The organism is Bradyrhizobium canariense (assembly GCF_018130465.1).
Taxonomy (GTDB): domain Bacteria; phylum Pseudomonadota; class Alphaproteobacteria; order Rhizobiales; family Xanthobacteraceae; genus Bradyrhizobium; species Bradyrhizobium canariense_C.
In genome coordinates this window covers 148,257-160,903 of record NZ_JAFCKJ010000010.1, presented here as the reverse complement: position 1 = coordinate 160,903, position 12,647 = coordinate 148,257, and the positions used below count along the sequence as shown (strand labels likewise).

General features: G+C 65.0%; 11 protein-coding genes. All 11 read left to right on the top strand.

Going from position 1 to position 12,647, the window contains the following annotated elements; translation table 11 throughout:
* On the top strand, nucleotides 1-2,133 hold the full coding sequence (locus tag JQ591_RS24785; protein WP_211398582.1) for an acetate--CoA ligase family protein: 2,133 nt from the start codon (nucleotides 1-3) through the stop codon (nucleotides 2,131-2,133).
* Between the two features lie 61 nt (nucleotides 2,134-2,194).
* Nucleotides 2,195-3,412 carry an ABC transporter substrate-binding protein gene (locus tag JQ591_RS24780; protein WP_211398581.1) on the top strand — a complete coding sequence of 406 codons (1,218 nt, stop codon included), beginning with the start codon at nucleotides 2,195-2,197 and terminating at the stop codon, nucleotides 3,410-3,412.
* Nucleotides 3,413-3,469: 57 nt separating this feature from the next.
* Nucleotides 3,470-4,681, top strand: a complete 1,212-nt coding sequence (locus JQ591_RS24775; protein ID WP_211398580.1) for an acyl-CoA dehydrogenase — start codon at nucleotides 3,470-3,472, stop codon at nucleotides 4,679-4,681.
* Nucleotides 4,682-4,727: 46 nt separating this feature from the next.
* Nucleotides 4,728-5,498 (top strand): SDR family NAD(P)-dependent oxidoreductase, encoded by a 771-nt coding sequence (locus JQ591_RS24770; RefSeq protein WP_211398579.1) that lies wholly within the window; start codon nucleotides 4,728-4,730, stop codon nucleotides 5,496-5,498.
* 35 nt (nucleotides 5,499-5,533) lie between these two features.
* Nucleotides 5,534-6,565, top strand: coding sequence for an acyl-CoA dehydrogenase family protein (locus JQ591_RS24765; RefSeq protein WP_211398578.1), 1,032 nt, complete (start codon nucleotides 5,534-5,536; stop codon nucleotides 6,563-6,565).
* Nucleotides 6,566-6,576: 11 nt separating this feature from the next.
* Nucleotides 6,577-7,350: an SDR family NAD(P)-dependent oxidoreductase gene (locus tag JQ591_RS24760; protein WP_211398577.1), complete on the top strand. Its 774-nt coding sequence runs from the start codon at nucleotides 6,577-6,579 to the stop codon at nucleotides 7,348-7,350.
* Nucleotides 7,351-7,363: 13 nt separating this feature from the next.
* On the top strand, nucleotides 7,364-8,179 hold the full coding sequence (locus tag JQ591_RS24755; RefSeq protein WP_211398576.1) for a carboxymuconolactone decarboxylase family protein: 816 nt from the start codon (nucleotides 7,364-7,366) through the stop codon (nucleotides 8,177-8,179).
* On the top strand, nucleotides 8,176-8,643 hold the full coding sequence (locus tag JQ591_RS24750; RefSeq protein ID WP_211398575.1) for a tripartite tricarboxylate transporter TctB family protein: 468 nt from the start codon (nucleotides 8,176-8,178) through the stop codon (nucleotides 8,641-8,643). Before JQ591_RS24755 ends, JQ591_RS24750 begins: the two co-directional genes overlap by 4 nt.
* Nucleotides 8,644-8,655: 12 nt before the next feature.
* Nucleotides 8,656-10,155 carry a tripartite tricarboxylate transporter permease gene (locus JQ591_RS24745; RefSeq protein WP_211398574.1) on the top strand — a complete coding sequence of 500 codons (1,500 nt, stop codon included), beginning with the start codon at nucleotides 8,656-8,658 and terminating at the stop codon, nucleotides 10,153-10,155.
* A 22-nt stretch (nucleotides 10,156-10,177) separates the two neighbouring features.
* The gene (locus JQ591_RS24740; protein WP_211398573.1) at nucleotides 10,178-11,332 is read left to right on the top strand and encodes an acyl-CoA dehydrogenase family protein; all 1,155 of its coding nucleotides are present in this window, start codon (nucleotides 10,178-10,180) and stop codon (nucleotides 11,330-11,332) included.
* 36 nt (nucleotides 11,333-11,368) lie between these two features.
* Nucleotides 11,369-12,565, top strand: a complete 1,197-nt coding sequence (locus tag JQ591_RS24735) for a CaiB/BaiF CoA transferase family protein (protein ID WP_211398572.1) — start codon at nucleotides 11,369-11,371, stop codon at nucleotides 12,563-12,565.
* Nucleotides 12,566-12,647: the final 82 nt, after the last annotated feature.

Here is a 12,647-nt window from a genome sequence, read left to right as displayed (position 1 = left end):
ATGCGGCCCGGAGAAGGTCTCGACGCGCTGATGTCGCCGCGGTCGATCGCGATCATCGGCGCCTCGCAGGAGGCGACCAAGATCGGCGGTCGGCCGGTCGATCTCCTGCGCCGCCACGGCTATGCAGGCCGCATCTATCCGGTCAACCCGAAGGCCGCGACGGTGCAGGGCCTCAAGGCCTACGCCTCTGTCGCCGATCTACCCGAGGCGCCGGATCTTGCCATCGTCGCGGTCGATGCGGAGCGCGCGAGCGAGGCCGTCGAGCAGTGTGCCGCCCGCGGCGTCCGCAGCGTCGTCGTGTTCTCCTCGGGCTTTGCCGAGCTCGGCGAGCAAGGGCGCGCGATGCAGGAGCGGCTGCGGCTGGCCGCGCGCCGGACGGGCATGCGCGTGCTTGGCCCGAACTGTCTCGGCGCGGTCAGCATTGCCGAGAAGAGCATCGCGACGTTCTCGATCGTGCTCGAGCACGGTATGCCTGCCGCCGGTTCGCTCGGCATCGTGTCGCAGAGCGGCAATCTTGGCAGCTACACGATGCGGCTCGCCAGCGAGCGCGGCGTCGGCGTCAGTCGCTTCATCACGACAGGCAACGAGTGCGACATCGACATCGCCGACGGGATTGCCTGGCTGGCGCGCGATCCCGCCACCAAGGTAATCCTGTGTTGTCTCGAGGCCTGCCGTGATGCCGGCCGCCTGATATCGGCGCTCAAGGAGGCGCGTGATGCCGGCAAGCCCGTCATCGCCATGAAGATCGGGACGTCCGCTGCCGGTCAGGCCGCAGCGGCCTCGCACACCGGAGCAATGGCAGGATCTGACGCCGTGTTCGACGCGCTGTTTGTCCGGTACGGCGCGGTGCGCGTCCGCAGCATCGACGAGCTCATCGATCTCGGCCACGCTGCATCGATCCTGCTGCCGGACCGGCTGCCGAAAGGCCCGGGCGTAGCGATCCTCACGGCGTCCGGCGGCTTCGGTGTGCTGCTCGCGGATGCGGCGCAGTCGGTCGGGCTGACATTGCCGGAACTCGGATCGGAGACGCAGCGCCAAATTCTGGAGCTGGTACCCTTTGCATCGGCCCGCAACCCGGTCGATGCCACGGCGCAGATGTCGAGCCGACCCGATCTCCTGGGAAAGATCATGTCTGCCGTGGTGGCGGACGAGCGCGCCGATACGGTGATCCTGCCGCTGCCGTTCTCGCTGCATCTGCCGCGCCTGCGCTCCATCTATATGGACACGCTGCGCAACATCCGCGCGCAATTTCCCCACCGTCCAGTCATCCTCTGCGTCGACGGCCCGGAGGACGCGCTGACCGAGTTGCATGCGCTGGGATTTCCGACAGTAGAAAGTTTCGATGGTTGTTGCGCAACCGTTGCTGCCCTGGTGCGATTACAAGCTGTATCGAAGCGGCCACAGGACGCGCCCGCGGCAGTCGCACGGGCGCAGCCGCTTGCAGAGGGTGCGTTCCGCCATGAACTCGGCGCCAAGCGGGCGCTTGCCGGCGCCGGTGTCCCGGTGCTGGCCGAACGTCTCGTGCAGGATGCGGATGCGGCGGCGCGTGCTGCTACCGAGATCGGTTATCCCGTGGTGCTGAAAGTCGCCTCGCCCGATCTGCCCCACAAGACGGAAGCCGGTGGCGTAATCGTGGGCGTTGGCTCGGAAGCCGACGTGTGGCGTGCCTATGCCCAGATGCTCGATCGCGTCGCGACCAAGGCACCCAACGCGACAATCGACGGCGTGATCGTTGCGCCGATGGCCAAGGGCGTCGCCGAGCTCATCCTCGGCAGCCGCATCGACCCTGTCTTCGGGCCGGTGGTGATGGTCGGCCTCGGCGGCATCTTTGCGGAAATACTCCAGGACTCCGCCGTGCAGATGGCGCCGGTCAGCGAGGCGGAGGCAATGGCGATGCTGAAATCGCTCAAGGCGTTCGCGGTGCTCGACGGTGCGCGCGGCCGGCCGCGCGCCGACCTCGAAGCCGCGGCCCGGGCCGTTGCCGCGTTGTCACGCTTTGCCGCCGCGCATGCCGACACGATCGCAGAGATCGACGTCAACCCGCTGCTATTGCGCAGTGAGGGCGAGGGAGCCGTGGCTCTCGACGCGCTGCTGATCCCGCACGGCAAGAGTTCAACGCACGAGCATCACTGAATCCAAACGACAAGAGGCCGCAGAAGCCGGCCCAGAGGAAACGCAGGAGCAGGAGGAAAGCATGAGGACATCGACGATTACTGCGCTCGGCATGATTGGCTTGCTGCTCACGAATGCACCCCTGTCCGCGCAGGGCATCTCCGGCGACGTGGTCAAGATCGGCATCATGAACGACCAGAACGGTCCCTATGCCGACAATTGCGGCCTTGGTTCGGTCGCGGCCGCCAAGCTCGCCGTCGGCGATTTCGGCGGAGCGGTCAACGGCAAGAAGATCGAGCTCGTCATCGCCGACGACCAGAACAAGCCTGATGTCGGGGTCGCCATCGCATTGCGGTGGGTCGACAATGAAGCTGTCGATGCCATCGTCGGCTGCTCGGCTTCGTCGATCGCGCTTGCCGTGCAGGAGATCATGAAGAATCGCAAGAAGCCTTATCTTCTTGCCGGCACGGCGGGCTCGTTCTTCACCAATGACAAGTGCTCGCCGATGACCACGCAGTGGATGGTCGATACCTACGCCCAGCCGAAGGCTACGGTGAAAGCGCTGCTCTCACAGGGAATCGATAGCTGGTTCTTCCTGACGGTCGACTACGCCTTCGGCAAGGCGTGGCAGGCGGATGCAACCAACTTCATCAAGGCCGGCGGCGGCAAGGTGGTCGGCTCGGTGCTGCATCCGCTCAATTCGTCGGATCTCTCCTCCTTCCTGCTGACGGCTCAGGCCAGCGGCGCCAAGGCCATCGCGCTCGCCAATTCGGGCGCGGACTTCGCCACTGCGATCAAACAGGCCCAGGAGTTCGGGCTGACCAAGACGCAATTGCTCGTCCCCCTCGGCCTCATGATCAGCCAGACGCATGGCATTGGCCTCAAGGACCTCCAGCACGTGCGGCTGACGACGCCCTTCTATTGGGACATGACGCCGGAGAGCCGGGCGTTTGCCAAGCGCTATGCCGAGGCGACGAACGGTCAGTTGCTCAACGAGGGCAAGGCGGCCACCTACAGCGCCATCACGCACTATCTGAAGGCGGTTGCCGCCGCAGGTTCCGACGATGGCGATGTCGTGATGCGGCAGATGAAGAACACCCCGATCGATGATTTCGAGATGAAGAGTGTTGCCATTCGCGCCGACGGCCAGGTGATGCGCCCGCTCTATGTCGCGCGGATCAAGGCTCCGGCGGAATCCAAGTACACCTACGACTATTACGAGATCACCGGCACGATCGCGCCCGAAGATGCGTGGCGGCCGGCATCGGAGAGCGCTTGCGACCTTCTCAAGTCGCAGTGAAGAACGGACAGCCGGGCAGGACATGTCGGCAGGTATGGCGAAAGCAGGAAGCGGGCGATGAGTGTAGCTGAAGCGGTATCGACGCAAGCCGGCGCGGTTGAGAACCTGACGGGCGAGGCCTATCGCGACGTTGTGCGCCGCTGGCTGCATGCCAGTCTTCCCGTCGGTTTCCGCAGCGACAGCGCCGCCTTCGCGCCGCCTCCGCTCCAGCAGTCCGTCGCTTGGGAGGCGTCCATGTACCGCGCAGGGCTGACGGGCATCACCTGGCCTCAGGCCTATGGCGGGCATGGCCGCTCCCTGCGTGAACATCTCATCGCCAACCAGGAAATCGGCGCGCTGGCGATGCCGGAAAGCGTCAACTCGATCGGCAAGGAGCTTGCCGGCCCGATTATTCTCGCGGTCGGCACCGAAGAGCAGAAACGCCGTTTCCTGCCCGCGATCCTCGATATGCGCAACATCTGGTGCCAGGGCTTCTCCGAGCCGGAGGCCGGCTCCGATCTCGCCGGGCTTCGGACGCGCGCCACGCGGAACGGTGACGGCTGGCGGATCAACGGCCAGAAGATCTGGACCAGCGGCGCCTATCGGGCGCAGCGCTGCCTGGTGCTCGCCCGCACCGGGCCGCTGGAGGACCGCCACCGCGGCCTTGCCATGTTCGCGGTGCCGCTCGACGCGGGCGGCGTGCGCGTGCGCACCATCAGATCGATTGATGGACGCGAGAGCTTTTGCGAGGTCTTCTTCGACGACGTCGAGGTCGCACAGGCCGACGCGATCGGCGCGCCGGACGAGGGCTGGGCCGCGGCGATCCGCGTGCTGGAGATCGAGCGTGCGACCAACCGCATGTATCGCGCCTGGCGATTCGAGAACGAGCTGCGCCATCTGATTTCGGCGAGCAAGACGGACCCGGTGCTGACGGAGATGGTCGGGGACCGGCACTACGCCGTCAGGCTCGGCGAGGTCGCGGTCGAGATCGAGGTGCTGAAGGCGCATGTCGAGACCGCCGTCGAGGCGCTCGCGAGCGGTGACAAGATCGGCGCTCGCGGCAGTCTGGCGAAACTGTACTGGAGCGAATCGCATCAGCGCTTTGCGGCGCTTGCGATCGAGCTGCTCTCGCAGGCATCGTTGCCGCAGAATCCGGCGATCAGGGTGGCGCGGCGGCGCTTCGAGGCGATCTATCTCCAGGCGCGCGCCGAGACCATCTACGCCGGCACGACCGAGATCCAGCTCGGCATCATCGCCGATCGTATCCTCCAGCTGTCACGAGGCAAATGATGGTTTCCCCGCGCATTGGCCCGCCGCGAACGGCAGGAAGCCGGTGATGTCCGATGGCCGAAGTCAAGCGGGCCTGCTGGAGGACCGTCTCGTCGTGGTGACGGGAGCGGGCCAAGGGATCGGACGCGCAATAGCGTTGGGCGCGGCCGCTGCCGGAGCGAGGGTCGTCGTGACCGATCTGCAGCAAGACCGGGCGGACTCCGTTGGGCGCGAGATACGGGACGGAGGCAGGCGGGCAATTACCTGTTCGCTCGACGTGACTGATGCTATGGCCTGCGGTGAGGTGGCGAAGCGGGTCGACGAGGAGCTTGGTCTCGCCGACGTCGTCGTCAACGATGCCGGGATCATCATCCGCGAGCCGATCGACAGCCCGCGTGCTCACGAGAATTGGCGCCAGGTGTTCGACGTCAACGTCAACGGCACCTTCAACGTGGTTCACGCGTTCGTTCCTGCGCTGCGAAAAACGCGGGGAACCATCATCAACGTTGCTTCGGTCGCGGCCTTTGGCGGCATGGGTGGTACGCTTGGCTATTCTCCGTCCAAAGGGGCGGTGAGGCTGTTCACGCAGGCGCTTGCCCGCGATCTGGCGCCGGACGGCATTCGGGTCAACGCCGTCGCGCCCGGCATCATCGCAACCGAGATGAGCGAGAGCACCCGGGATAATCAGGCGCGGCTGACCGGCCTGATGGCGCGCACGCCGTTGAAGCGCGTGGGACAGCCCGAAGAGATCGCAGCGCCGGTGATCTTTCTCGCCTCGGCGATGGCGTCCTATGTCAACGGCGTCATCCTGCCTGTCGACAGCGGGTATCTCGCCTAGTGAGCAATGTAGTCGCGCAGGTTTCGAAGAGGACAATGATGACCATGGCCGGTGAAGGACTTCAGCCCGACGAGTTCGCGGCAACCGCGGCACGCGCGGTGACCGCATGTACGGGTTTGGACGTGCGGGCGCAGGCGCAAAATCTCGCTAACGACGGGCTGCTCGGGATCGTCGCAAACGAGGAGGTCGGGGGGCTTGCCCTGCCGCTCGGCTTCGCGGTGCCGGTGATCGCGGCTGCTCACTCGGGATTGCTCGAATTCCCGCTGCTGGAGACCGTTCTCGTCGGTCGCCTGCTGCAGTCGTCGCTGCCGCGGCTTGCCGCTGCGGTCGTGTCGGGTGAGAAATTGGTGACGATCGCCTGGCAGGGCGAAGCCGTCGCCGAGCAGCTGGGCGGAGCGATGGTGCTGAGTGGCACGGTGGCGCGCGCGCCATGCGCGGCGAAGGTCGATTACGTCCTGGTGCGGATGATGGCGGGCGCCGCGGCATTGATTCCGACCGATGCCGAAGGTGTCGTGGCGGAGGAGGCGGCCGGCCTCGACCTGACCGTGCCGGAGCACGTGATGCGGCTCCAGAAGGTCGAGATTCCGGCAGGCTCCATCCTGCCCGTGAACACATGGGATGTGCTCAGCTCGGACGCGAACGTGCTTCGGGCCGCGGCGATCCTGGGATCTGCGGAAGCCTGCCTCGCGCTCGCGCAGGAGCATGCGTCGACGCGTCGCCAGTTCGGCCACGCCCTGTCCTACAACCAAGCCATCCGCCATGCCTTGGCGCGGCAGAAGCTCGGGCTCGAGAGCATCCGTCATGCGATCACGCGCAGCCTGTCCGAGGGTGGCGGTCTGGTCCAGCGCGATGCGGCATTCCTGGCCGCGGCGACCTATGGCAGCTCGATCAGCGAGGGCGCCTTGCAGATCCATGGTGGCATGGGTTTCACCTGGGACGTTCCGGTGCACCGTCATTTGCGTCGGATCCGCACGCTGCAGGCACAGGGCGATGCCAGCGGTCTGATCGGCGCGTTCGGCCGTCGTTACATATCGGAAGTTGCTCCGTTCGCTGAAGCGGAAGCATGAAGGAGATTGCCATGACCGAGACCAGGGATCAGACGCTCGCAGGCCGGGTCGCACTCGTCACCGGCGCCGGAAACGGCATCGGCCGTGCGACCGCGCTCAGGCTCGCCGCGCGTGGTGCGATCGTCGGCGTCAACGATCTGAAGCCGGAGTTCGTTGATGGCACGGTGGATGCGATCAAAGCAGCCGGCGGCAATGCGGTTTCGCTCACGCAGGACGTGTCCAGTCGCGATGGCATGCGGCAGGCGGTGCTTGGAGTGGCGGAGCGACAAGGTCGCTTCGATATCCTGGTCAACAACGCGGCCTGGGTCCGCTATCAGTCGGTTGCCGACATCGCACCGGAGACGGTCGAGCGTATGCTCAACATCGGCTTCAAGGCGGTGATGTGGGGCATCCAGGCCGCCGCGGAGGTCATGGATGCGGAACGCGGCGGTGCCATCGTCAACGTCGCCTCGGTCGCCGGCCTGATCTCGGCCAAGAACAGCATCGTCTACAGCGGCATCAAGGCCGGTATCATGGGCATCACGCGCGCTGCGGCGGCGGAGCTCGGGGCGCGCAACATCCGGGTGAACGCGGTGGCCCCCTCGGCGATCCCGACCGAAGGAACCATGCGTAACCGCAACGCCGAGCTTGACGCACGCCGGATCGCACGGACGCCGCTTGGACGGCTCGGCACGGTCGATGACATCGCCAAGGCAATCTGCTTTCTCGCCGGCGACGAGAGCGGATTCATCTCGGCGCAGGTGCTCACCGTCGATGGCGGGATCGCCGTGACGAACATTGCTTGAGGAGGCGGTCGCGATGTCCCGTCTGACTGCGGAACAGCAGGTGCTGAAGGAGGGCTACGTCAGGGCGCGTGGCTATTGGCGGCCCTGGACGGAGGGCCTGTTGCGGCTCGATCCCGAGTTTCTCGAAGCCTACGGCAAATATGCAGGCTATTCGGCGGAGACGGGACCGCTCTCCGCCAAGATGCGGGAGTTGATCTATGTCGCGCTCGACGGGTCGGCGACGCATCTGTTCCGCTCCGGCCTCGCGCTGCATCTCGATCTCGTGCTTCAGGAAGGGGCCTCGGCACGGGAAATCATTGACGTGTTCCGCCTCGCGACGGCCCAAGGGCTCGACGGCTGCAATGTCGGCATCGGTATCCTTGCGGAGGAGTTGGCGAGTGCCGGGCTCGAAGTCGATCATCGCGGACTGACGAGAGAGCAGAGCGCGCTGCGGGATGCCTATGTGGCGCAGTTCGGGGATTGGCCTGACTTCTGCGAGCAGTGGCTGCAGCGCGATCCCGGCTATTTCGCGGTCTTGCTGGGTCTTCTCGCAGGCGGGCAGGCCGGGGACGGTCTCGACCCTCGATCGCAATGTCTGATTTCGATCGCACTGAATGCCTGCTTCACGGCGCTCAATCCGCTCGGGCTGCGTGTGCAGATCAAGCGGGCCTTGCGGCTCGGCATTGACCAGCGGGAGATCCTTCAGGTTCTCCAGATGACCGCCCATCTCGGCGTCCATGCCTGCGCCATCGGCGTGCCGGTTCTGATGGAGGCGCTCGATATGCGTGCCGCGAAGGCCGGTGCAGGTGCGCAGAGCCAGGAACCGGGCGAAGGAGGAGGACGGGAATGAAGGGATTGGCGATCCGCAATCAGAGGGCTTTCGCGTCAGGCGCCCTGTTCCTCGCCTTTGCAATCTTTTTCTTCGTCGAGGCGCTGACGTATCCCGCCGGCACAGCCGCGAAGATGGGGCCGGGTTATTTCCCGCGCCTGCTCGCAATGGTGCTCGCCACCATCGGCCTCGTCGTGATCTTCGGTGCATTGAGCCCGACCGCCGAACGGGAGGTGCTGCGCAAATGGGATTTCAAAGGCCTCGCCTGGGTGACCGGCTCCGTGGTCCTGTTCGGTGCACTGCTGTTTCCGCTCGGCCTGATTGGCGCACTGTTCGTCCTGATCATGGTGTCGAGCCGGGCCAGTCCCGAGTTCACCTGGACCGGTGCGCTGGCGAATGCGGCCGTCCTCATCGTGCTGTGTCTGGCCGTCTTCGTCTACGGCCTCGGGCTGCAACTGCCGGTCTGGCCATCCTTCCTCAACTGAACGAGCCGGCATATGGATCTCTTTCATAATCTGGCGATAGGCTTTGCCACCGCAGCCCAGCCCGCCAATCTGCTCTACGCCTTCTTCGGCTGCCTGCTCGGTACCTTGATCGGCGTGCTTCCGGGTCTCGGTCCGCTCGCGACCATCGCGATGTTGCTGCCGATCACCTATGCGCTGCCACCGGACTCCGCGCTGATCATGCTCGCCGGAATTTACTATGGCGCGCAATATGGCGGCTCGACCACAGCCATCGTGGTCAATCTGCCCGGCGAATCCTCGTCCGTCGTGACCACGATCGACGGCTATCAGATGGCGAAGCAGGGCCGCGCCGGCGTCGCGCTTGCCACCGCCGCGATCGGCTCGTTCTTCGCCGGATGCGTCGCCACGCTCGCGCTGGCGGCCCTTGCGGGCCCGCTGACGGCGACGGCCCTTCTGTTCGGCCCCAAGGAATTCTTCGCGCTCATGATCCTCGGCTTGATCCTTGCCTCGGTGCTGTCGAGCGGTCCGTTCATCGAGGGCATCGGTATGGTCGTGCTCGGCATGCTGTTGAGTCTCGTCGGCACCGACCTGAGCAGCGGCAGCCAGCGTTTCGCCTTCGGTGTTCCCCAGCTGTTCGACGGTCTCGATTTCGTGCCGCTGGCGATGGGCATCTTCGGCTTTGCCGAGATCGTCAAGAATCTCGAGCAGGACGACAAGCTGTCGCTGGTCACCCAGAAGATCACCAATCTGTTTCCGACCCGCGAGGACTTCCGTCGCATGGTGCCGGCGATCCTGCGCGGCACGGCGTTGGGCACGTTGCTCGGAGTCTTGCCCGGCGGCGGCGCGGTGCTGTCGTCCTTTGCCTCTTATACGCTTGAGAAGAAGCTGTCGCGGTATCCCGAGCAGTTCGGCAAGGGCGCCATCGAGGGCGTTGCGGGCCCGGAATCGGCGAACAATGCCGGCGCCCAGACCTCGTTCATTCCACTGCTGACGCTCGGGGTGCCGTCCAACGTCGTCATGGCCCTGATGGTCGGCGCCATGAACATCCACAACATCCATCCCGGTCCGGAGGTGATGACGAAGAACCCGACCCTGTTCTGGGGCCTGATCGTGTCGATGTGGGTCGGCAATCTGATGCTGCTGATCCTCAACCTTCCGCTGGTCGGGCTGTGGGTGAAGCTGCTCACCATTCCCTACCGATATCTGTTTCCGGCGATCATGGTGTTCTGCTCGATCGGCGTCTATTCCATCAACAGCGGAACGTTCGAGGTCTACGAAGCTGCCGTGTTCTGCGTGTTCGGCTACGTTCTGATCAAGCTGCACCTGCCGGCGGCGCCGCTGTTGTTGGGCCTGGTCCTGGGGCCGGCCATCGAGGAGAACTTCCGCCGGGCCATGGTGCTGTCGCGCGGCGACGTCACCGCGCTGTTCACCTCGCCGCTTTCGGCGAGCCTCCTGGCCGCGGCCGCCATCGCGATCCTCCTGATCATGCTGCCCACGATCCGCGCGCGGCGAGAGGAGGCGCTCCAGGAATGAGATGCATCGGAAGGCCATTGCCATGATACGCGAAGCTGCTGCGTTCGACGCCATGCTGGCGCGTGTTCGCCGCTTCGTCCGCGATATTGCCATTCCCGCCGAAGCGCGTGTCGAAAGCTGCGACGAAGTCCCGGCGGACATCGTCGCGACCATGCAGGCCGAAGGGTTCTTCGGCTGGAGCATTCCCGAGGCTTATGGCGGAGCCGGCCTCACCACCGAGGAGCTCGTTCTGGCCGCGTTCGAGCTGTCGCAATGTTCGGTAGCCTTTCGCGCCCGCGTCGGGACCAACACCGGCATCGGTTCGGAGGGGATCGTCGCCGATGGCACCGCGCAGCAGAAGCAGGCCTATCTGCCTCGCCTTGCCCGCGGCGAATGGACCGGCTGCCTCGCCGTGACCGAGCCCGAGGCCGGCTCGGAAGCCTCGAACGTGCGGACCACCGCCCGCCGCGACGGCGATCACTACGTTCTCGACGGCGAGAAGTCCTTCATCACCAACGCGCCGCTCGCTGAAATCTTCACCGTTACGGCGCGAACGGATCTGCGTTCGAAGGGCGCAGCCGGTGTCTCGGCTTTCATCGTCGAGCGCAGCAGCCCCGGCCTTGCGACTGGAGCGCCCTATCGCAAGATGGGGCAGGCGGGTTCGCCCGTGAGCGCGGTCTATTTCAACCAGTGCCGGGTTCCCGCGGCCAATTTGATCGGCGGCCGCGAAGGCATAGGCTTCAAGACCATCATGAAGGTACTGAACAAGCAACGCATTCATCTGGCCGCGCTGTCGACCGGGCCCGCGATCCGCATGCTCGACATGGCCATCCGCCATACCAGCAGCCGTGTCCAGTTCGGCGAGCCGGTCGCGAACTATCAGCTCGTCCAGGCGATGATCGCCGATTGCCGGACGGAGATCTTTGCGGCGCAATCGATGATCCTCGAGACCGCGCGCAAGCGCGACCGCGGCGAAGACGTCGCGCTCGAAGCGTCGATGTGCAAATATTTCGCGACCGAGATGTGCGGTCGGGTGGCCGATCGCTGCGTGCAGATGTTCGGCGGTGCCGGCTACATAGCGGATCACTCCCCGATCGAGCGCTGGTACAGGGACGTCCGGCTGTTTCGCCTCTACGAGGGGACCAGCCAGATTCACCAGCTCAACATCGCACGCCTGCTGCTTCGCGATGCGGCGTGAGCCCGCCTACCATGTCAACATGATCGAGGAAGTACAATGAGTGGACCGCTCGAAGGCCTGAAGGTCCTCGACATCGCGACGATCGTGGCGGCACCTTTTGCGGCAACGCTGCTCGCCGACTACGGCGCAGATGTACTCAAGATCGAGATGCCTGGGCAGGGTGACGGGGTACGAGCCTTTCCGCCCTTCAAGGACGGCAAGCCGTTGTGGTGGAAGGCGGTCAACCGCAACAAGAAATTCGCCACCCTCGACCTTCGCAAGCAGGAAGGCGTCGAGCTGTTCAAGCGGATGCTACCGCATTTCGACGTGCTGATCGAGAATTTTCGTCCCGGCACGCTCGACCGCTGGGGACTTTCAAAAGAGGTGCTGTGGCAGGTGCAGCCGCGCCTCGTCATCCTGCGCGCGACCGCTTTCGGCCAGGACGGACCTTATCGCGACCGGCCCGGGTTTGCGCGCATCTTCGAGGCGATGGGCGGGCTCACCTACATCACCGGCGAAGCCGACGGTCAGCCGATGCATCCCGGCTACCCGATCGGCGATGCGATTGGCGGATTGTTCGGCGCGGTCGGCGCGCTTGCTGCGCTGTGGAAGCGAGCGAAGAATCCGGACGCGCCGGGCGAGGAGATCGATCTGGCGCTGACGGAAGCGGTTTTCCGTCTGCTCGATGTCCTGCCCATCGAATTCGACCAACTGGGGGAGGTGCGCGGCCGCATTGGAAACGGCAATGCCTATTCCGCGCCGGCGGCGGTCTATCGAACCAACGATGATCGCTGGGTCACGCTGGCGGGATCGACCGATGCGCTGTTTGCCTCCAATTGCCGGGCGATCGGACGGCCGGACTTGATCGATGATCCCCGCTTCTCCAACAACTCGCGGCGTGTCGACCATTCGAAGGAGCTGAACGCGATCTTTTCGGACTGGTGTCGAGGCCACCCGCTCGCTGATGTCCTTGCGGCCTTTGCCGCCGAGGAGGGAACGGTGGCGCCCATTTACTCGATCGACCAAATTGCCTCCGATCCTCAATGCAAAGCGCGCGAGATGATCACCCGTGTTCCGGACCGGGATTTCGGCTCGGTGGCAATGGCCAACATTGTGCCCAGGTTCACGGTTGATCGTGCGCAGTTGAGCAAGTCCGCCGGCGACATCGGCGAGGACAACCGCGAAATCTACCAGGGCTGGCTCGGGCTTTCAGAGCCCGAGTTCGAACGGCTTGCGCAGCAAAAGGTCATCTGACCACTGATGTGGCTTTGAAGCGGACCAGGTCTGGACAAGCGTTATTGTTGCTTCCCTGATACGAACAGAATTTGCAGCAGTC